Origin of the sequence: uncultured Bacteroides sp., assembly GCF_902472605.1 — a bacterium.
In the GTDB taxonomy this organism is placed as follows: Bacteria; Bacteroidota; Bacteroidia; order Bacteroidales; family Bacteroidaceae; genus Phocaeicola.
Genome location: NZ_CABROP010000003.1, coordinates 38,906 through 60,194 on the forward strand (window position 1 = coordinate 38,906; position 21,289 = coordinate 60,194).

16 protein-coding genes are annotated in these 21,289 nt (G+C 48.1%); 4 read left to right on the forward strand and 12 right to left on the reverse strand.

Going from position 1 to position 21,289, the window contains the following annotated elements:
- Window positions 1-7: 7 nt before the first annotated feature.
- On the reverse strand, window positions 8-1,606 hold the full coding sequence (locus RDP42_RS01315; RefSeq protein ID WP_308762209.1) for a CTP synthase: 1,599 nt from the start codon (window positions 1,604-1,606) through the stop codon (window positions 8-10).
- A gap of 335 nt (window positions 1,607-1,941) precedes the next feature.
- Here RDP42_RS01315 and RDP42_RS01320 point away from each other — a divergent pair, with 335 nt between their 5' ends.
- A complete protein-coding gene (locus RDP42_RS01320; protein ID WP_308762210.1) occupies window positions 1,942-3,408 on the forward strand; it encodes a DUF3078 domain-containing protein in 1,467 nt (488 codons plus the stop codon).
- Window positions 3,409-3,437: 29 nt separating this feature from the next.
- Window positions 3,438-4,058 (forward strand): trimeric intracellular cation channel family protein, encoded by a 621-nt coding sequence (locus RDP42_RS01325; protein WP_308762244.1) that lies wholly within the window; start codon window positions 3,438-3,440, stop codon window positions 4,056-4,058.
- A gap of 5 nt (window positions 4,059-4,063) precedes the next feature.
- On the opposite strand, the gene mtgA is transcribed toward RDP42_RS01325, so the two are convergent.
- The 7 genes from mtgA to pyrB all read right to left on the reverse strand — a co-directional run bounded on the left by mtgA (window position 4,064) and on the right by pyrB (window position 9,638).
- Entirely contained in the window at window positions 4,064-4,759 is a 696-nt protein-coding gene (gene mtgA / locus RDP42_RS01330) for a monofunctional biosynthetic peptidoglycan transglycosylase (protein WP_303915383.1), read from the reverse strand.
- Between the two features lie 89 nt (window positions 4,760-4,848).
- Window positions 4,849-5,565: an OmpA family protein gene (locus RDP42_RS01335; RefSeq protein ID WP_303915380.1), complete on the reverse strand. Its 717-nt coding sequence runs from the start codon at window positions 5,563-5,565 to the stop codon at window positions 4,849-4,851.
- Window positions 5,566-5,581: 16 nt separating this feature from the next.
- Window positions 5,582-6,862 (reverse strand): serine hydroxymethyltransferase, encoded by a 1,281-nt coding sequence (gene glyA / locus RDP42_RS01340; protein WP_303915377.1) that lies wholly within the window; start codon window positions 6,860-6,862, stop codon window positions 5,582-5,584.
- A 29-nt stretch (window positions 6,863-6,891) separates the two neighbouring features.
- Window positions 6,892-7,629: a porin family protein gene (locus RDP42_RS01345; RefSeq protein ID WP_303915374.1), complete on the reverse strand. Its 738-nt coding sequence runs from the start codon at window positions 7,627-7,629 to the stop codon at window positions 6,892-6,894.
- Window positions 7,630-7,638: 9 nt separating this feature from the next.
- Complete coding sequence (locus tag RDP42_RS01350) at window positions 7,639-8,205, reverse strand: flavin reductase family protein (RefSeq protein WP_204474004.1); 567 nt, start codon at window positions 8,203-8,205, stop codon at window positions 7,639-7,641.
- A gap of 3 nt (window positions 8,206-8,208) precedes the next feature.
- On the reverse strand, window positions 8,209-8,667 hold the full coding sequence (pyrI, locus tag RDP42_RS01355; RefSeq protein WP_308762211.1) for an aspartate carbamoyltransferase regulatory subunit: 459 nt from the start codon (window positions 8,665-8,667) through the stop codon (window positions 8,209-8,211).
- A 29-nt stretch (window positions 8,668-8,696) separates the two neighbouring features.
- Complete coding sequence (gene pyrB, locus RDP42_RS01360) at window positions 8,697-9,638, reverse strand: aspartate carbamoyltransferase (RefSeq protein ID WP_204474001.1); 942 nt, start codon at window positions 9,636-9,638, stop codon at window positions 8,697-8,699.
- 192 nt (window positions 9,639-9,830) lie between these two features.
- Here pyrB and RDP42_RS01365 point away from each other — a divergent pair, with 192 nt between their 5' ends.
- Window positions 9,831-12,158 carry a transglycosylase domain-containing protein gene (locus RDP42_RS01365; RefSeq protein WP_308762212.1) on the forward strand — a complete coding sequence of 776 codons (2,328 nt, stop codon included), beginning with the start codon at window positions 9,831-9,833 and terminating at the stop codon, window positions 12,156-12,158.
- 85 nt (window positions 12,159-12,243) lie between these two features.
- Here RDP42_RS01365 and RDP42_RS01370 read toward each other — a convergent pair whose 3' ends face one another.
- Window positions 12,244-12,759, reverse strand: a complete 516-nt coding sequence (locus tag RDP42_RS01370; protein WP_308762213.1) for a UpxY family transcription antiterminator — start codon at window positions 12,757-12,759, stop codon at window positions 12,244-12,246.
- 434 nt (window positions 12,760-13,193) lie between these two features.
- Here RDP42_RS01370 and RDP42_RS01375 point away from each other — a divergent pair, with 434 nt between their 5' ends.
- On the forward strand, window positions 13,194-14,699 hold the full coding sequence (locus tag RDP42_RS01375; RefSeq protein WP_308762214.1) for a TrkH family potassium uptake protein: 1,506 nt from the start codon (window positions 13,194-13,196) through the stop codon (window positions 14,697-14,699).
- 69 nt (window positions 14,700-14,768) lie between these two features.
- Here RDP42_RS01375 and RDP42_RS01380 read toward each other — a convergent pair whose 3' ends face one another.
- From RDP42_RS01380 to RDP42_RS01390, 3 genes are read right to left on the reverse strand one after another with little or no spacing between them, the layout of a single operon-like run.
- On the reverse strand, window positions 14,769-15,656 hold the full coding sequence (locus tag RDP42_RS01380; protein ID WP_204473989.1) for a carbon-nitrogen hydrolase: 888 nt from the start codon (window positions 15,654-15,656) through the stop codon (window positions 14,769-14,771).
- Window positions 15,653-16,690 carry an agmatine deiminase family protein gene (locus tag RDP42_RS01385; protein ID WP_308762215.1) on the reverse strand — a complete coding sequence of 346 codons (1,038 nt, stop codon included), beginning with the start codon at window positions 16,688-16,690 and terminating at the stop codon, window positions 15,653-15,655. Before RDP42_RS01385 ends, RDP42_RS01380 begins: the two co-directional genes overlap by 4 nt.
- Before the next feature lie 10 nt (window positions 16,691-16,700).
- Complete coding sequence (locus RDP42_RS01390) at window positions 16,701-21,269, reverse strand: translocation/assembly module TamB domain-containing protein (RefSeq protein ID WP_308762216.1); 4,569 nt, start codon at window positions 21,267-21,269, stop codon at window positions 16,701-16,703.
- Window positions 21,270-21,289 lie beyond the last annotated feature (20 nt).

Consider the following 21,289-nt stretch of genomic DNA (forward strand, 5'->3'; position numbering starts at 1 on the left):
TTTTGACTTACTTGTTGATAGCTGCCTTAATGAAGGACAGGAACAACGGATGGGGTTTCAGTACCGTACTGCTGTATTCCGGATGGAACTGAGTACCGATGAACCATTTCAGCGTCGGGATTTCGATGATTTCCACCAAGTCAGATTCCGGATTGATACCTACGCACTTCATGCCGGCCTTTTCGAATTCTTCCTTGAAGTTGTTGTTGAATTCGTAGCGGTGACGATGGCGTTCCTGAATATGTTCACTCTGGTAAGCCTGATAAGTTTTTGAAGTCGGGTCGATGACACATTCGTATGCTCCCAGACGCATGGTACCTCCCATGTTGGTGATGGATTTCTGTTCCTCCATGATGTCGATGACATTGTGCGGAGTCTTTTCGTCCATTTCGCGGCTGTTGGCATCGGCATAACCCAGTACGTCGCGGGCAAATTCGATGGCCATGCACTGCATACCCAGACAGATACCGAAGGTCGGCACATTGTGTGTACGGCAATACTTGATGGCGATGAATTTACCTTCGATACCGCGCTGGCCGAATCCCGGGCAGATGATAACTCCGTCCATGTCTTTCAGCTTTTCTTCAATATTTTCTTCTGTCAGATTTTCACTGTTGATGAAGTGGATGTCTGCCTTGCGGTCGTTGTAGGTAGCTGCCTGTGAAAGGGCTTCGAGGATGGATTTGTAGGCATCCTGCAAATCGTATTTTCCTACCAAACCAATCTTTACGATTTCAGTAGCATTGTGACGACGGTTCAAGAAGTCTCTCCATGGACCGAGAGTCGGAGTTTCGCCTACCGGAAGTCCCATCTTTTCCAAAATAGTGACATCGAGTTTCTGCTCCTGCATGCGCAAAGGTACTTCGTAGATGGTTGGCATATCCATTGACTGGATTACGGCGCTTTCATCTACGTTACAGAACAAAGCAACTTTCTTGCGCAGGTTCGTGCTCAGTTCGTGTTCAGTACGCAGTACCAAAATATCCGGCTGGATACCTACTGACTGAAGTTCCTTTACAGAGTGTTGGGTCGGTTTGGTTTTCAGTTCACCGGCAGCAGCCAGGTAAGGTACATAAGTAAGGTGTACGCACAAGGCGTTTTTACCTAACTCTCTTTTCAACTGACGGATGCTTTCGAGGTAAGGGAGTGATTCAATATCGCCCACTGTTCCTCCAATTTCAGTGATGACAAAGTCGAATTTGTACTTGTTGCCCAACAGCTTGACGTTGCGTTTGATTTCGTCGGTGATGTGAGGGATAATCTGGATGGTTTTACCTAAGTAGTCACCCCGGCGTTCCTTGTCAATTACACTCTTGTAGATACGGCCGGTAGTAATGTTATTGGCTTTAGTAGTCTGGATGCCCAGGAATCGTTCATAGTGTCCCAGGTCAAGGTCGGCTTCATGTCCGTCTACGGTTACGTAGCACTCTCCGTGTTCATAAGGGTTCAGAGTTCCCGGGTCGATGTTGATATACGGGTCGAACTTCTGGATGGTTACGCTGTAGCCTCTGGCCTGCAGCAACTTGCCAATAGATGATGAAATGATTCCTTTTCCCAATGAAGAGGCTACACCACCTGTTACGAAAATATACTTTGTTTCTGCCACAATATGAATATTTAAAAATTAATTCCACTAAAAACCGCGAGACTTTCTTCCTGTTGTGGAAAGCCATTACGGAAATCACCTGAAACTGGTTTTCGTCTCAGATGTGAAGAACTACTTCTTCAAAGTTGCAAAATTAGTAAAAAAAGCCGAACCCACAAAAGCAGAGGGGGTAAAACCTTATTTTGACCGAAATATCTGTCTGGTTGGAGGGTTTACAAAGACGATTCAAACAAAGAAAGTGGTTTATTTGTTTATTATACAATTACTCATAGCTAAAGTTGTATTCTTTTAGAAATAAATCGTACTTTTGCACGAAATTGAAGAATAAAGATAAAATGAGAAAGACAGGTTTGTTTGTGGTATTATGTATGATGTGCAGTGGGTTGGCTGCACAGCAGTTGGGAACTTCTTCAAAATCAAATGTGAAGCAAGAGAGAGTCGACTCTCTTCAGCGCACGGTACCGTCTGTAGTAGTTCAGGAAACTGCTCAAAAAGTGAAAGAAACGGGTGTTAAGAAGCCTGAGCCTTCGATGGAAGTACAGAAATTCTGGCAGATATTGCAGGATTTCCGTCAGGACTATGATGCTCAGCTGGAACGTTGGGATGATATTTATTTGTTGATTACAGGCATCCGTTCAAATCCCGACTATTATAAACTGTCCATGCCAGCTACGTATTACGACGCTCCCATTGAGCAGGCGTTCAGTATTTCGGACTGGAAGCCGGTGATACCTTTTATAAAAGAGGATACTCTTAAAAAACAATTGCCTCAGCTGAAAGATTTGCGTCATTCTCAGCAAGTGGATAAGTTTGTCAATCGTCAGTTGCTTTCTTTCTATTTGGAGTATCCGAAGCTGGTGAAACAAAATGAAGATAATCTGGAGGGATTGAAGCCCATTTATGGTGAAGTCTTGGTGGATGAACCGAAAAAGGAAAACCTGCTCGAAATGATGCAGAATAATGAATTGCCAAATCAGGTGACTGAGAAGGATTTGTTGGTTATCAAGCCTAATTTCTGGACATTTGGCGGGAATGGTTATCTGCAATTCTCGCAGAACTACATTTCGGACAACTGGTATAAAGGTGGTGAAAGTACGAAGTCTTTGTTGTCTGGTTTTACTTGGCAGGCAAATTACGATGACAGACAGCGTATCCAGTTTGAAAATAAAATAGAATGGAAGTTGGGGTTTGTTACGGCTCCTTCTGATACGGTACATAGCTACAAGGCTAACAACGACTTGCTTCGTTTAAGTTCTAAGCTGGGTTACAAAGCTTTCAGTACTTGGTATTATACGTTGTCTGCGGAGTTCAAGACGCAGTTCTTCTCGAATTATGACACGAACTCCGATAACCTCGTTTCTGCATTTTTCTCACCGGCAGAATTGAACGTCGGTCTCGGTATGGACTACAAATTTGTGAAAGACGGTATATGCAATCTGTCTGTATTGATTAACCCGATCAACTACACATTGTATAGTGTGGCCAGCGATAGGGTTGACCCGACTAAGTTTAATATTGAGGAAGGACATAAACGGGAAAGCGTATGGGGTTCCCGTCTGGAATCTACTTTGAAGTGGAAGGTTTTCTCTATGTTGATGTGGGAGTCCCGTCTTTCTTATACCACAAATTATGAGAAAGTCTTGGCTGAATGGGAAAACACCTTTACTTTTTCAATCAATAAATATCTTTCTACGAAACTGTTCGTACATGGTCGTTTCGATGATGGCGTGTCACGTGAAGTAGACGACAGCTATTTCCAGTTGCAGGAGTTGCTTAGTTTCGGTTTGAGTTATACTTGGTGAAAATTTTTAATATGACTACTTTTTTTCAGATACCGTCGTTTGTAACGGTTCTTGATTTTGTGGGGACCTTTGCATTTGCAATCAGTGGCATACGCCTTGCTTCAGCCAAACGTTTCGATTGGTTTGGGGCTTATGTGGTGGGGCTGGCCACAGCCATTGGTGGAGGAACTATCCGTGACCTTTTACTGGACGTGACCCCTACGTGGATGACCAATCCCATGTATTTGATTTGTACTGCTTTTGCCATGCTGTTTGTCATCCTGTTCGGGAAGTATGTCATTCGCCTGAATAACACTTTCTTTCTGTTCGATACCATCGGATTGGCTCTGTTTACCATTGTCGGGTTCAGTAAAGCTTACACCTTAGGATATCCTTTTTGGATTGCTATTATTATGGGAAGTATTACAGGAGCGGCCGGCGGAGTGTTGCGTGATATCTTTATCAATGAGATTCCCTTGATATTCCGCAAGGAAATCTATGCCATGGCCTGCGTGATTGGCGGGTTGGTGTATTGGATTTGCCTGATGCTTGACGTGGAGTCAATGCTTTCTCAGATTATCGGAGGGCTTACGGTGTTTGTCACCCGTATCCTTGCGGTGAAATACAAGATTACCCTTCCCATTCTGAAGGGCGATTCCGAAAATCCTTGATGCCTTTATTTCTTCTCAGGTTCAGGGAAAGTCGGGATACATTTCATCAGGTACATGATTTTCCGTTGCCGCTTGTACATGTAGGGGCTCGGGTTGCCTGAGTTGAATTTGCGAGGATTTGGAAGGCTGGCGGCGATCAGGGCGCATTGTTTGCGGGTCAGTTTGGCAGCAGTGGTGTGGAAGTGAGCCTTGGCTACAGCTTCTGCGCCATAGATGCCATCTCCCATTTCAATGGAATTGAGATAGACTTCCATGATCCTTTCTTTATCCCAAATAAGTTCAATCAATACCGTGAAATACACTTCAAACCCTTTTCTTACCCAGGAAGAGGAAGGCCATAAGAATACATTTTTGGCCGTTTGCTGGCTGATGGTGCTGGCTCCTCGGGCTTTTTTTCGCTTCTTGTTTTCCTCCATAGCTTTGCTGATTTCCTTGAAGTCGAAACCGTTGTGGCTGGCAAAACGGTTGTCCTCCGAGGCAATGACAGCCATGGGTAGGTGGCGTGAAATCTTTTCCTTGGGAACCCAATGATGTTTCATGACCAGCTTCTCTCCTTTAGTCAGTTGTTCTACGCTGCGGATGACCATCAGTGGAGTAATGTAGACGGGAATGAACCGGAGTGCGATGACAGAAAGAAGGGTAGAGGCAAAAAAGAAAATAACGAGATTGCGAAGGTATTTTAATATTCGTTTTTTGTTCATGTTTGTACTGAATCTTTTATATGAAAATTATGCCGGGTCTGCAAACCCGGCATAATTTTATTGATTGACCCGATAAGAGGGCGTGTAGATTATTGCAGTGTGCCTGCTTCAGCTTGCTGAATCATCTGCTGGCTGGCATACATATATACTTCTACGCGGCGGTTCTGTTCACGACCGGCTTCGGTAGAGTTGTCTGCCACCGGATTTTCTTCTCCCATACCGGTTACTGATTTAATTTGGCTGGAAGAAGCTCCACAACCTAACAGGTAGCTGGATACGCTCTGTGCGCGTTCCTGTGACAGGTCAAGGTTCTTCTGTTTGCTCTGTTCAGCTGTACTGTTTTTCCATCCGGTATTGTCTGTATATCCGTAGATGGCTACATCCATGTCTTTGTTCTGGTTAAGTACATTGTTGGCGAATTTACTCAAAGCTGATTTGGCAGAAGAGCTCAGTGTGGCGCTGCTTGTGTTAAACAAGATACCGGAATCAAATGTTACTTTCACGGCCTGCAGTCCGTTGTTATCGGTCACTTGTTCTACTTGTGCACCTTCAATCTGTTCGGCTTGTGCGGCAGCCTTGTCCATTTTCTTGCCAATCAGTACACCGGCACCTGCACCCACGGCAGTTCCGACAGCGGCTCCGATGGCTGCACCTTTACCGTGGCCAATGACACCACCTACTATTGCGCCCAGTGCGGCGCCACTACCACCGCCAATCAGTCCGCCTTTGGCTGTATTGGTCATACCACAACTGCTAAATACCAAGCAAGCGCTCAGTAAAATAGCCATAGAATTCATTGTTTTCATTTCTTTCTTCGTTTAGTTAATATGCAAAAATAGGATAATTTTTCATGGTTTCATTCACGCGGTGACGTACGGAAGCAATCACTTCTTCATTGTCTACGTTTGACAAGACTGTCTCGATCATTTCCGCAATTTCATACATCAGGTCTTCCTTTGCTCCACGGGTTGTGATGGCCGGAGTACCCAGACGGATACCGGATGTCTGGAACGCAGAACGCGTATCAAACGGCACCATGTTCTTGTTTACGGTAATGTCGGCAGCTACCAGTGCTTTTTCAGCTACCTTTCCAGTCAGGTCTGGATATTTGGTACGCAAGTCTACCAGCATGGAGTGGTTGTCGGTACCGCCCGATACGATGGTAAAGCCACGATCCATCAATGCCTGTGCCAGTACGCGGGCATTTTTCTGTACCTGAATCTGGTATTCCTTGTATTCCGGCTGCATGCATTCGTAGAAGGCAACTGCTTTGGCGGCAATCACATGTTCCAGCGGTCCTCCCTGGATACCCGGGAATACAGCTGAATCCAATAACTGCGACATCATCTTGATTTCACCCTTCGGTGTTTTCTTTCCCCATGGATTCGGGAAGTCTTTACCCATCAGGATGATACCTCCACGTGGCCCACGCAGTGTCTTGTGGGTAGTAGAAGTGACGATGTGTGCATATTTTACCGGGTTGTCCAGCAGTCCGGCTGCAATCAGTCCGGCAGGGTGAGCCATATCAATCATCAGCAAGGCACCTACCTTGTCGGCGATTTCACGCATCCGTTTGTAGTCCCATTCGCGAGAGTAGGCAGAACCACCTCCGACAATCAATTTCGGATGTTCTCTCAGAGCGATTTCCTCCATCTGGTCGTAATCCACACGGCCTGTTTCCTTATTTAAGTTGTATTCGCACGGAGTGTACAGAATGCCTGACGTATTGACGGCAGAACCGTGGGACAGGTGACCTCCATGAGCCAGGTTCAGACCCATGAACTTGTCGCCCGGATTCAGTACAGCCAGAAATACAGCCGCATTGGCCTGCGCGCCAGAGTGAGGCTGTACATTGGCCCATTCAGCGCCGAATATCTTTTTTACACGGTCGATGGCCAACTGTTCGCTTTGGTCCACTACTTCACATCCTCCGTAATATCTTTTTCCGGGATATCCTTCGGCATATTTGTTTGTCAGGCAGGAACCCATGGCTTGCATGACCTGGTCACTTACAAAGTTTTCAGAAGCAATCAGTTCAATACCTTTCAACTGTCTCTGATGTTCTTTCTCAATGATGTTAAAAATAGAATCGTCTCGTTTCATGATATATTCTTTTAAAATGAAAATTCGCATTAAAAAATAACCCCCACAGAGAAACTCAGAATATTCTTGCGTTGCCGCAGTCGGATTTCTCCTTCGTTATGGGGGGATTCGGTCGTATCTGTATTGTAGGACATGGCCTGAATGGAGTTGTGCAAGCCTATCTCATAACGGAAATCAAAAAAGATGTTTGACACGTTGACTGCCAGCCCTATCACTCCGCTGTACTGGAAAGGATATTGTCTTTCTTTAATTTCCTGCTGGTGGAAGCCGGAAAACTCCGTAGTACTGTGCCGTTCCCATATCCACGTTACTTTCGGTCCGACAAAGAATGCCATTCCATATGGATGTACGTCTACAAACTTATACCCGTACAATAAGGGAATGTCAAAGGTAGTCATTTTTTTCTTTATCAGCGCGTTGTCCGACAAAAGTTCTGAATTGGCCAGTGTCAGGGGAATAGACACACTTCCTTGCGTGATGTTACATGAAAACTCAGGCTGGATGAAGTGATGTTTTTTTATATTGAACCTGCAGAATACCGCTGCAAAATATCCTACTTTGTAGTTGTTCTGGGCTTGTTCCAGTTCTTTCCCGTTGATGGAAATTTCATCCGTAAAGAACATGGATGAATTGAAGCCTGCTTTTACACCCACATTAAAAAGAGGTTGCCGCAGCGTGACCATAGGCGTAGTAGTAGCCTGCGCCTGCAGTTTACATACTGCCAGCACTCCGCTTCCCATGAGGATGAGTAGGACTTCTTTTATCATATCAGGTTCTCATTTCTTTTTCTCCACTGACCAACCGAACTTGCCAATCTTTTCTCCCAGCTCGTAGTATCCGCCGTGGGCATAGACCAGCAGGTTGGCACGTGCCAGTTCAAATTTCCCGGTTTCAGTGTTCAGGTATTTGTCGTCGGCTTTCACGTTGACCACATCGGCTATGAACATGTGATGCGAGCCTAAGGCCACGATTTCCTTCACCCGGCATTCAATGCAAAGTGGTGACTCTTCTATAAGAGGGGCCTGTACCATGGAAGCCTTTCCCGGTGTCAGCTTCATCTCCTTGAACTTGTTGTAGTCTTTTCCAGAGCGTACGCCACACCAGTCTGTAGCAAAAGCCATGTCTTTGGTGGTCAGGTTGATGACAAACTCCATATTCTTTTTCAGAATAGGATAGGAGTGCCGTTCCGGTCTGACCGAAATATAACACATAGGTGGGTTGGTACAGATAGTACCCACCCACGCTACGGTAATGATATTGTATTCTTCTTCACAACTTCCGCATGTCACCAGGGCAGCCGGAAGCGGATAAATCATTGTTCCTGGTTTCCAGTCCTGCTTCATGGTTTACAGCAGTTTGATATTGTCTTTCTGCTGTTCCTTTTCGCAGTAGTGGCATTTCAGCAGGCCCTTCTCCTTGTCAATTACATGGAACCATGTCTGCATCGGTTCGTTGTTGGTGATGCATTTCGGGTTGTTGCATTTTACGATACCTTTCAGTTCGTCGGGCATTTCCACTTCCTTCTTTTCTACCACCTCATAGTCGCGGATGAGGTTCAGCTTGATTTTGGAAGCCACTACAGACAACCGGCTGATTTCTTCTTCGGTGAAGAAGCGGTCGGCAATCTTGATGATTCCTTTTTTGCCCAGTTTCTTACTTTCAAAATTGTTGCCAATTGTAATGTTGGCATCCTCATTCTGCAGTCCGAGCAGAGATACTACTGTAAACAGCTTGTCAGATGGTATATGGTCGATAACCGTTCCGTTCTTGAGTGCGGCTACCTGTAATTCTTTCTTATCGCTCATAGTTACTTGAAATTGAATAGGTTTCCGGATTATTTTTCAGTATCAGCTTTCACCTCGTCGAGTGTGATTCCCAGCACGTCACAAAGGATGGCCTGACGGGCATAAAGGCCGTTCTTGGCTTGTTGGAAATAATAAGCTTTCGGATTGTCGTCCACGTCGTAAGCGATTTCGTTCACACGAGGCAGCGGGTGGAGGATTCGCAGATTCGGACGTGTATGTTCCAGCATCTTGTTGTTCAGGATGTACACGTCTTTCACTCTTTCATATTCCATCAAGTCGGTGAAACGTTCGCGCTGCACACGGGTCATGTACAAGATGTCCGCATCGGCGATGGTTTCTTCCGTGAAGTCAGTATGTTCTACGTATTTGATATGATGTTCCTTGCAATACAGCTTGTATTCGTCCGGCATTTTCAGTTCGTCCGGAGCAATGAAATGGAAAGTAGGATTGAAGTGACGCATCGCCATAAGCAGTGAATGTACGGTTCTACCGTATTTCAAGTCACCTACCAGGTAGATGTTCAGGTTTTCCAGTGTGCCCTGTGTCTTATAGATAGAATATAGGTCGAGCATGGTCTGTGACGGATGCTGGTTGGCGCCGTCTCCTGCATTGACAATAGGCACCGGAGCCACTTCACTGGCGTAGCGTGCTGCTCCTTCCAGATAGTGTCGCATTACGATGATGTCGGCGTAGTTGCTCACCATCATAATCGTATCTTTCAGCGTTTCACCTTTTGAGGAACTGGTCACTTTCGGGTCTGTGAATCCAATGACTCTTGCTCCCAGACGGTTGGCTGCAGTTTCGAAACTCAGACGGGTGCGAGTAGATGGTTCAAAGAACAAGGTGGCGACTACTTTCTCGGCCAGCAGGCGGCGGTTAGGTTTCTTCTCGAATTCTTTTGCCATTTCCAAAAGATACAGAATTCTTTCTTTGGAATGTTCGGCGATAGTAACTAAACTTCTATTTTCCATGTTAGCTGTTTTTGATTACTTTTATAATACCGGAGTTCAAAGGTAGGCAAAAAAAATAGAAAATCCACCGTTTTGGGGAGATTTCGGACAACCTTTTCGCTTTTGAGAGGATATTGCGGAAAATAAGCCGTAGTTACAAAGATTTTCTGTAAATTTGCGGCTTCATAGAATACAAACGAATAGAAAAAACGTATGAGAAAGATATTTATATATGTATTGTGGGGCTTTGTGGTTCTCTGCATGCTCGTGGTAGCGGTCATCTTTACAGCTATTGCAAAAGGCAAAATAGGTTATGTGCCTCCGGTGGAAGAACTGGAAAATCCGAACCTGAAATTTGCCACCCAGATTATTTCCGAAGATGGGAAACTCTTGGGTACCTGGTCGCTCAGTAAGGAAAACCGTGTGTATGTAGGCTATGAAGACCTCTCTCCCCATTTGGTGCATGCCTTGGTAGCCACTGAAGACGTCCGCTTTGAGGACCATTCCGGTATTGATGCCCGTGCTTTCATGCGTGCGGTCATCAAGCGTGGTATTTTCATGCAGAAGCATGCGGGGGGAGGTAGTACCATCACCCAACAGCTGGCCAAGCAGTTCTATTCTCCTACGGCCGACAACGTGATGGAGCGTTTGTTGCAGAAGCCCATTGAGTGGGTCATCGCCGTCAAGCTGGAACGCTATTACACGAAAGAAGAAATTCTGACCATGTACCTCAATAAGTTCGATTTCTTGAACAATGCGGTGGGTATCAAGACGGCTGCCAAGACTTATTTCGGAAAAGACCCCAAGAATTTGAAGATAGAAGAAGCTGCCACCTTGATTGGTATGTGCAAGAATCCTTCCCTTTATAATCCTCGCCGTTTCAACGAACGTTCGCGCGGTCGCCGCAATACGGTACTCGACCAGATGCGTAAGGCCGGTTATATTACGCGTGAGGAATGTGATTCGCTTCAGGCATTGCCTCTGGTCTTGAAATTCCAGCCCGTAGACCATAAAGATGGTCTGGCTACTTATTTCCGTGAATACCTGCGTGGCATTATGACTGCTCGCAAGCCGGACCGGAGCGACTATCGCGGCTGGCAGATGCAGAAATATTATGAGGATTCTCTTGCCTGGGAAACCAATCCGCTTTACGGCTGGTGCGCCAAGAACAAGAAGAAGGATGGAACCAATTATAATCTGTATGTCGACGGGTTGAAAATCTATACCACGATTAATTCCCATATGCAGCAGTATGCTGAAGAAGCCGTTTACGAGCATCTGGCTAAATATTTGCAGCCTCGTTTCTTCAAGGAAAAAAGAGGACGTAAGACCGCTCCTTATACCAACCAGCTTACTCCGGAAGAAGTACAGCAGATTCTGAACCGCTCCGTCCATCAGAGCGACCGTTACCGCACCATGAAGGCCGATGGCTGTTCAGAAGCCGAAATCATGAAAGCCTTCAACACCAAGTATGAGATGTCAGTCTTCTCCTGGGAAGGCGAGAAAGATACCATCATGACGCCGCTCGACTCTATCCGCTACTACAAGCATTTCCTGCGGGCCGGTTTCATGTCGATGGATCCCATTACAGGTTATGTGAAGGCTTATGTGGGTGGACCGAACTACAATTACTTCCAGTACGATATGGCCATGGTGGGTCGTCGTCAGGTAGGTTCTACCATCAAACCTTACTTGTATGCGCTGGCCATGGAAAATGGATTCTCCCCCTGTGATGAAGTCCGTAATGTAGAGCAGACCCTCTTCGACGAGAATGGAAAAGCCTGGTCGCCCCGAAACAGCTCCAAATCGCATTATGGGGAAATGGTGACCCTGAAGTGGGGTCTGGCCAACTCCAATAACTGGATTTCGGCTTATCTGATGAGTAAGTTGAGCCCGTATGACTTGGTTCGCCTGATACACTCTTTCGGTGTGCTGAACAAAGACATTCAGCCTACCGTATCTCTCTGTCTGGGTCCGTGCGAAATCTCGGTAGGAGAGATGGTGAGTGCCTACACCGCCTTTGTCAATAAAGGCATCCGTACCGCTCCGCTGTTTGTCACCCGCATTGAAGACAATGACGGTAACGTAGTAGCCACCTTCACGCCACAGGTCAACGAAGTCATCAGCGAATCCACTTCCTATAAGATGCTTGTCATGTTACGGGCTGTGATCAACGAAGGAACAGGTGGACGTGTACGCCGTCTGTACGGTATCAAAGCTGATATGGGCGGTAAGACCGGAACCACCAACCGCAACTCCGACGGATGGTTCATGGGCTTTACCCCGTCGCTGGTGTCAGGTTGCTGGGTAGGTGGTGAAGAACGCGACATCCATTTCGATACGATGCGCGACGGACAAGGAGCTTCTATGGCGCTGCCTATCTGGGGAATCTATATGCAGAAAGTCTATGCTGACAAGTCATTGGGCTATTCTCCCGACGAGACGTTTGATATACCGGGCGATTTCGACCCCTGCAAGGATCGTCTGACCGAAATAGAGGAAGAAAACAACACCCGTCTGGACGATGTGTTCTTTCAGTAAAGGGTAAAAACAGCTTAAAAAAGAAATGCGGAAACCTCATCTTACTTGACGGGGCTTCCGCATTTCTTTTTTAGTAGGGGAATGGTTACAGCTTTTTGATATATCCCACAGGAATCTCTACGATGGCATATCCCAAATGTTCGATGCGAATCATGACTTGTGAATGTCCGGCCAACTCTACCAACTCTCCCTGCAAGCCTTTCAGCGGCCCTTTGAAGACTTCTACTTCTTCTCCTGGGGACAGCGGTTCGTTTTGGAACCGTACAGCCTCTTCTGAATAATCCAACATGAACTTGAACTGTTCCATCTCTTCATCCGGGATAATGGCTGGTCGTTTGGTGGCCGGGTCTATCAGACAGCCTGTCAGTGACGGGAAATTTTGCAGTAACCCGATACGACTTTTTTCGTCCGTACAGATGAAAATCAGCATTGGAATCACTACTTGCTTGATTTTCTTTTTCCGATCGCTCCATTGCCGTATAACTTCCTGTATGGGAAGGAAATGAGTTACTCCGAGCATTTCAAGTTTCTCGGCCGTCTTTTTCTCGTGATGCATTCTTACGTAAAATGCGTACCAATGCTGTTCTTTTTTGGTTTCCATTTTGTTGTTTAAAGCTTAATAAGCACTCATTTCAGTCTTTAAGGACCTTCATTCGAATTTCATTCATTTCTTTCTAAGGCCCGGTTTCAGCGCATATTTAAGTACAAAGATACGGAAAAAGCCTCTATCTTCCATGTGTGATAAGTTTTTTCTGTGGGTGAAAAAACGTACTTGCGTTTGGACTAAAACGCCTTTGCGTTTGAAGTAAAACGCACTTGTGTTTAAGGTGAAACGTACTTGCGTTTGAGTTGAAACGCACTTGCGTTTTTGGAGCATCTGAAAAGGCCTGATTTTCAGATGGAAAAGAAGTAGTACCTTTCTGAAAGAAATCTTATGAGGAAATATTGGGAAAGAGAACGGTATACTTTTCCTGAGGAGGGAAGGGGAAAAACACAGAATTTTGTGTAAGTTTGCAGGGTAAACACATAGAATACATGGAAGATTTTATATCGACGGCGGTCAATGTGACGGCCAACAGAGGGAACAGCCTGATAAACAGGAAAATGATTTTCCGCATCCTGGGAGTTCTGCTTTTTATGGAGGCCATCATGTTTCTGGTCTGTGCAGGGGTGTCTCTGTGCTATGGAGAGGCAGACTACCTTTATTTTATTTATACGACACTCATCAATGTGGCTGTAGGAAGTATTCTGCTGCTGCTTGGAAAAGGAGCGGAAAACCGGGTAACCCGGCGCGACGGGTATTGCATCGTGGCGTTCACGTGGCTGCTTTTCACGGGATTCGGTATGTTGCCTTTCTATATCAGCGGGAGTATTCCTTCGGTGGCAGACGCTTTTTTTGAAACGATGTCGGGTTTTACCACCACAGGAGCGACGATTCTGGACGACATCGAGTCGCTTTCACACGGTATGTTGTTTTGGCGGAGTTTCTCGCAGTGGATTGGGGGACTGGGTATCGTGTTCTTCACGATTGCGGTGCTGCCTATCTTCGGGGTGGGAAACCAAGTACTTTTTTCAGCAGAGGCCACAGGGGTGACGCACGACAAGATTCATCCGAAAATCAGTATCATGGCCAAATGGCTGTGGACGGTGTATCTTATTCTGACGGTAGTGGAAACGGTGTTGCTGCTGCTGGGGGGTATGGACTTGTTTGATGCGGTATGCCATGCGTTTTCTACCACGGCGACGGGAGGGTATTCTACCAAACAGGACAGTGTGGCATATTGGAACTCTCCTTTTATAGAATATGTAATAGCCATTTTCATGGTACTTTCGGGCGTGAACTTCTCACTGTATTTCATGTGCATGACGGGGCGTGTCAAACATCTGTTCAAGGACGAAGAGTTTCGCCTGTATCTCATCTCCATCGGGGCAGTGACGTTACTGATTACGGGGGCACTTTACTGGCATAACCATTACGGACTGGAAGAGGCTTTCCGAAAGTCGTTGTTTCAGGTGGCTTCCGTTCATACCTCGTGTGGATTTGCTACAGATGATTATAATATGTGGGCGCCTTTCACATGGATGTTGCTGATTTACGCCATGGTAGCCGGTGGATGTGCTGGGTCAACGGCCGGAGGTATCAAGATTGTGCGCTTGTTAGTGGTGTTGCGGAACGTGAAAAACGAGTTTCACCGACTGACACATCCGCGTGCGGTATTGCCGGTGAAGTTGAACCGGATGGCGGCTTCGCAACGGACCATTGCCACGGTGATGACCTTCGTGTTGTTTTATTTTATCTGTATTTTTGTGTGTTGGCTGTTGCTGATGTGCATGGGCATCGGACTGGAGGAAGCGTTCGGCCTTTCGGTGTCCAGTATTGGTAACGTGGGACCGGGACTGGGAGCTTTCGGACCTGCCTTTTCTTGGAGTGCGTTGCCGGACCTGGCAAAGTGGTTGTTGTCGTTTATGATGCTGATAGGGCGACTGGAATTGTTCGGGGTATTGCTGCTGCTGACCCCGAGCTTCTGGGACAGACGATAAAAAAGACAAGCGCCATGGCTGAAAGGCCGTGGCGCTTGTGCGTTATATATAATAAGGTATAGACGGAACTTAATCGATGAAGCGGCGGGTGAGTTGCTCGAATTCATCGATGCGGCGGTCGCGCAGGAAGGGCCACCAGCGGCGTACGTTCTCGCTGCGGTCCATATCAATTTCCACTACCATGTTTTCTTCTTTCAGGTTGCTGGCCTGGGCAATGATTTCGCCTTGCGGACCGGCTACGAAACTGTTGCCCCAGAACTGGATGCCGTTGGTCTGTCCGGAAGGGTCGGGCTCCAGGCCTACACGGTTCACGGCGATGACGGGCAGGCCGTTGGCTACGGCATGGCCTCGCTGTACGGTGACCCATGCACCGAGCTGACGCATCTTTTCTTCTTGGGTGTCACTGCTTTCCCAGCCGATGGCGGTGGGGTAAATCAGCAGTTCGGCCCCTTTCAGGGCCATGATACGGGCACCTTCGGGGTACCACTGGTCCCAGCATACTTGTACGCCCAATTTGCCGATGGAAGTTTCGATGGGTTCAAAGCCCAAGTCGCCAGGGGTGAAGTAGAATTTTTCGTAATAGGCGGGATCATCGGGAATGTGCATCTTGCGGTATTTGCCGGCAATGCTTCCGTCTGCATCAAACACTACGGCGGTGTTGTGATACAGTCCGGCGGCACGGCGTTCGAACAGGGAAGTAACCAGCACGATGTGGTAGGCCGCAGCTATTTCACTGTAGAAGCCGGTGGAAGGGCCTGGTATGGGCTCTGCCAAATCGAACAGGCTGGTGTCTTCTGTCTGACAGAAGTAAGGAGTATTGTGAAGTTCCTGGAGTACGACCAGTTGGGCACCGGCCTGTGCCACAGAAGCAATGTTGCGGTGCAGTTTCTCGAGATTCAGTTTGAGGTCGGGAGTGCAGGACTGCTGCACGAGGCCGACACGGATGGTTCTTTTCATGATTCTATGTTGTTTTTTACAGATTCAGGATATTGCATGGTTACACAATGAAGGGAACCGTGCTGCTGGATGAGGGCACGACAATCCACGCCTACAATTTCACGGCTAGGGAAAGCCTCGGCCAACACTTGGGCAGCACGGGCATCGTGTGCCGGTTGAGCGTAAGTGGGGTAAAGTACCGCCTCGTTCATAATAAGGAAGTTGGCGTAGGTAGCCGGAAGGCGCTGCCCGTCTTCGTCATAAATGGCATCGGGCATCGGTAGCGGGAGCAGGCGGTAGGGGTCTCCGTTGAGGGTCCGGAAGGTCTTGAGCTGGTCTTCCATGGAGCGGAGGGCGCCGTAGTGCTCGTCGTTCTTGTCCAGGCACTGCACGTAGGTGATGGTATGGTCGGAGCAGAGACGGGCCAACGTATCCACGTGGCTGTCGGTGTCGTCACCAGCCAGATAGCCATAGTCCAGCCAGAGCACCTGCCGCAGGTTGAAGCGTTCCATCAGGTAAACTTCAATGTCTTTTCGTGAAAGCGTATCGTTGCGGTTAGGAGCCAGCAGGCAGGGAGAGGTGGTAAGCAGAGTACCTTCACCGTCACTTTCGATGGAACCGCCTTCCAGCACGAAATTGCGGCAGTTGATGTAGTCGCCGTTAAGCACGCCGGTCTTGAACAGGTGGCTATTGATGAGGTTGTCCTTGCAGGCGGCAAACTTCATGCCCCAGCCGTTGAAGCAGAAATCGAGCAGCAATGGGTCGGTGTGTCGTTCCAATAGGGTGATGAATCCGTGGTCGCGGGCCCAGGTGTCGTTGGTGGGACATTTCACGAAGGTAATCCGGTCGCGGTAGGGAAAATCGGCCAGGGCTGCCGGAAACTCCGGTGCCACAAGCAGCAGGGGTTGACGCTTGGCTATTTCGGTAGCCAGGCGGACGAAGCAGGCTTCCACTTCATCGAGCATGTAGGCCCAGTCGGTATCGGCATGGGGCCAGGTGAGCTGTATGTAGCTCTGCGGGTGCCATTCGGCAGGGAGATAATACGTCTTTTCCATATTTGGGTGTTTATTGTTTATCGTTGGATGTTCTTTTCTTTTGAGCGGCTGGGAGATCGGCGTCTTTCTGGATATATTTTTCGTCGTCTTCCTTTTTCTGCTTGCTGCTGCGCGATTTTCGGCGACGCAAGAACCAGTCGACCAGTTCTTTCCAGTTCACGAAGTCTTTCTTGTACATGATACCGATGCCTTGGGTAGTTAGGGTAGACTTGGTGAAATAGCGGTCGTTGGTTTCGTTATAGCCACGCAGACGGAACTCGCCGTTCTTGGTGAGCAGCCAAATGGCTTCGAAGTCGCCCACAAAGTTGGTGTTGCGCAACGTGTTTTCGCGATAACCGAAGTTTCCGTTGATGATGAGCCGGTTGTTCAGCAGACGGCCGGACAGGATGGCTTCGGCTTCCACGTCGCTCCAACCTTTTTCGCCGGTGGTGAGGTTCGTGCCCACGTTCCAGTTCTGGTTGTTGATGACCTGTGAGAGCATGTTGTTCAGCTGTCCGGACAAGGTGCTGAAAGCCAGCGAACTGGTGGCATCGGTCTGGCCGGTATTATTGGCATAGTCGTAGGTGTAGAATTTGCCTACACCCAGCAGATAGATGATCTGCGTGTTCATCTGTTCTTCGGTACTGGTGAGACTGCGTACCAGTTCACGGTCTTCTTCGCTTACGGTAGGTAGTTCAAGTCCAAAGCTGAGGTTCGGAGAGGTCAGGTTGCCGGTCAGATTCAGCAGACAGTTCACTTTTACATTTCCCCGTGAAGAAGAAGCGTCGGCTATCAGGTCGTTGAGCGAAGCGGAATTGACGGTATAGACAGCCTGTACATTCAGGTTGGCAGCTCTTGGGTCACCATTGAAGGAGACAATGCCTCCGGGTTGCAGGGTAAAGTCCTTACGGATGACATTCTGCATGCTCATCTTGTAGATTCCTTCAGTGATGTTGTAGTTCCCGAATATTTGGAAATTGCCCTGGTTGAAGAAATTGATACGCAGGTTGCCGGTTCCGTAAGCCGATATATAGTCGCCGGCCACCGGGTCCATGATGATTTTCATGTTGGCCCGTTCGGCAGGCTCAATCTGCAGGTTGAGATGGATGGCTGTCGGGGTATCCTCTTCGTCTTTCTGGTCAGGTTTGTTCAGCGGATGGTAGACTTCGGCTTTCACGGCAGCTTGCTGGCGGCGGGGAGTCCGGTCTACAAAGGTGACAAAGCCGGAATTGGTAGCTTCGGCTGCTGTACCCAGCACATAGACAAATTCGGTCTGGTTGTCGGCACGAACCTGTCCGTCTACGTTCAACTGTCCGTCGCCTCCCTGCAAGCGGACATCGCCAGTGGCATAGATGTGCCCGTAGAAGGGAAAGTCGGGAGTGGCCCGGTCGGTGTCGTACACCCGCATCCGGTCGGTCTGGAAGCGGAAATTGTAGCTGAGGTTTTTCAACTTGGTGTGCCGTAGCTCGCCGTTGACCACACCGGTATGGCCTTCTAAGTCTTGCAGGCGGACATCCTGGAAACGGAACAGTCCGGAAGAAATCTGAACGGAGTCGGCCGAAGCGATGAAAGAGGTGTTCAGAATATTGATTTTGGTCTTCATCCGTGCCCTGACGTTTCCTTCCAGGTCAAGTTCCGCGAAAGGTCCGAACAGGTGAACGTCGCCGTAAGCTTCTCCTTGGACATTGGTGAAGATATTTTCCACAAACGGCTGCAGGAAGGCCAGTGGTGTTCCTCCTGCCTGAATGTGGAGGTCAAGTCCTTTCAGTTTGGGTGACACATAGCCTGTCACTCCGGTCGTACAGGTACTGTCACGACGGATGTCGGCATTCAGACGCACGCCGCCCAACTCCTGGTCCCATGAGGCAAGAATGTCAGCACGCCCCAACAGGGCTTGGTTCAGAGAAAAGTCTTTTACATCGAGACGGGCTTCCATCACCGGCTCTTTGAGTACATGGAGCAGGCGGGCTTTTCCGGTGATACCTCCATCGAAACGTACGGCATGGAATTGAATCATGTCCATGATGTAGAGCAGGTTGATGTTTTTCAAGTCCACCAGGCAGGAGTCGGCTTCCGTTTTTCCCAGTCGTCCGTTGATTTTCAGGTACTGGTCGCGGTGTTCAAAGAGGAAATTGTGTATCTCGATACTGTCTTTGGCAATATCTACAATGGCAGGATGGATGTGCCAGGTCGTATCGTTCAGGATAACCTGGCTGGGCTGGATATCCACATGGGTGTGCAGTGCCTTGCGAAGGTTGTCCTGACTGAAAGAGGCGATAGCGTCGATTTTTCCACTGTAAGTCTGTGAGGTGTTGTTGCCCCAGTAGAGGGTGGTATGCAACTTGTCATTTTTGGCTCGTGTGAGGAAGGACAAGTTGAACATGGCTCCTTTTTTCATCAGGGTGCCGGCACGGAGCTGGCATTGGAGCTCGTCGGCATGAGTTTCGCAGAGGAGGGTACCCGATTCGTAGTATTTCCCATTGTAAGTGAACTGAGGCAAGGATCCGTTGATTCGCATCTGTGAGAGGCTGTCATTGAGATAGCCGGACAAGGTGGCTGGCATCTGCAGTTCGAAAGGAATGTGCATCACTTTGGCCAGGAATTCGCTATTCTCCATGCGGAACTGGAAGCGGAAACGGTTATTCAGCTCCTGAGTTTTCTTCTTCTGGGTTTTCTTTTCGTCAGGGAAAAGAGAGGGGATATGCTTTTGGATAACTCTTTCGATACTTTTTAATAAAGTATGATAGGCATATTCTCCTTGTACGACTCCCGTGAGGAAGGGAGAGTCGATGCGTATTTCTTTCCCTCCACTATTCGAGGCCAGCTGAGTGGCATGAATCTGGAAACGGGGGAGAAAATAGTCTTGTGACGGATCGGCTGAGCGAACGGAGAGACTGTCGAGGTTGATTTTTCCCTGGATATCGTCGATGGAATGTCCGGAAAAGTCGGCAGTCAGGTTCAGTGCCACATCCGTATCTTTATATTCCTTTGTGAGATGCAGTTTGTGGGGGCGGAAATTGCGCACTTTCATCCGCAGGTTGAAGTCGGGTACTGCCTGATGGGTGACGAAACTTCCGTCGATGGTGATTTGTCCGTTCTCGTCGTCGAGACCCAAGTGTCCGTTGAAGCCTCCCGGTTTATAATCACCGTTTAGGGTGATGTGCTGGTATTCATAATGATTGTATACCAGTGAAGAGATGACTCCCTTGACATGTGATTCCGGCTGGTGATTGCGGTATTGCAGGCCGTTGAGCTCGAGGTCGAACGATGTTTTTCCGATTTCATCTTTGGCCAGCAGTTTTCCCAGTTCGAAATCGGTGGAAGACACCTTCCCGGAGTAAGTTCTCTGTTGGGTCAGTGTGTCCGTGTGCATGGTCATGTTGGCATTGAGCAATCCCGGTCGGCTTTGAAGGGTGCCATGTGCGGTTATCTGAGATGGATAGCCCGATACATCTCCCTGAAAGTTGAGGAAGCCCAGCCGTTGGATGAGGTCGGGAACCGCTATGGAGTTGCCTTTCAGGTTATGGAACAACCAGGAAAATGCTTTTTCACTGATATCGGCCTGGGTGATTTTGCCAAAGAAATAAGGGGGCATAGAAGGAGAGCTGTGGTCAATCATTCCTTCGGCATGCAGTTCCAACTCTTTCTGTGGGCTGCTCAGGTAGAATCGGGTACACCGGAGCTGCTGTCCTCTTCCATGAAAATCCAGGTCCATGTGGAGAGAGTCTTGAAAATGTTCCAAGGCAGGGACGAATGCGGAGAGGTCAGCGGGAGTGACGGATGCGTGCAAGCGTCCCAGGTAGGTGGTTTCTTCCTCGGAAAGGAAATGGGGAGAGGTCACGTCACCGCTGGCTGAAAGGGTGTCGATGCAAAGGCTGGTGGAAGGCAAGTTCAAGGTGAGCTCATGCAGGTAAATGCCTTTCGGATTGGCGGTAGCCTTCAGCATGAATCTTTTCAGTCGGAATCCACTCTGCTCGTTGAAGCTCATACGGCGAATCTGCGCGTTGAGCGAATCTTTCTGGAAGGTCTTGAGAGAAATAGTGGCTGACAATTCGCGGATACCTATGTGATGGAAATTGAATTTCCGGGGAGTAACAGGTTCCGACAATACATCGTAGTGCACTTGGCCTTGGCGTATCAGTATGGAGTTGATGCGCAGGTCGAGGTTGTTTTCTTTCTTTGTCGTATCTTTTGAGGCAAACGTGTCAATCAGGAACTGGCAGTTGAGCGGAGCGTCGGGAGTGGTCCGGCGCAGGCGGGCATCCAAACCGAAAAGTTGTATACTATGGATGCGTATCTTCTTTTGAAAGAGGGCCGGAATATCCAGTTTGACAGAGAAGCGGGAAATGCCTAACATGTCTTTTCCTTGCCGGTCTTTTATCTGTACGTTTTGGATAACCACACGGTTGAGCAAGCCTAAATCTACATTACCGATACGGACTTCCGACTGGGTGAGCCGGGAGAGTTCACGGGCAGCATACGTACTGATGCGGTGCTGTACGGCCGGGAGGCTGATCAGGGCAATCAGGCCGAAATAGAGTGTCAGTACGGAAATGACCGTGATACGTATGATTTGTTTTATGCGCGTGGCTTTGCTCATTCTTAATTAATGCAATGAAT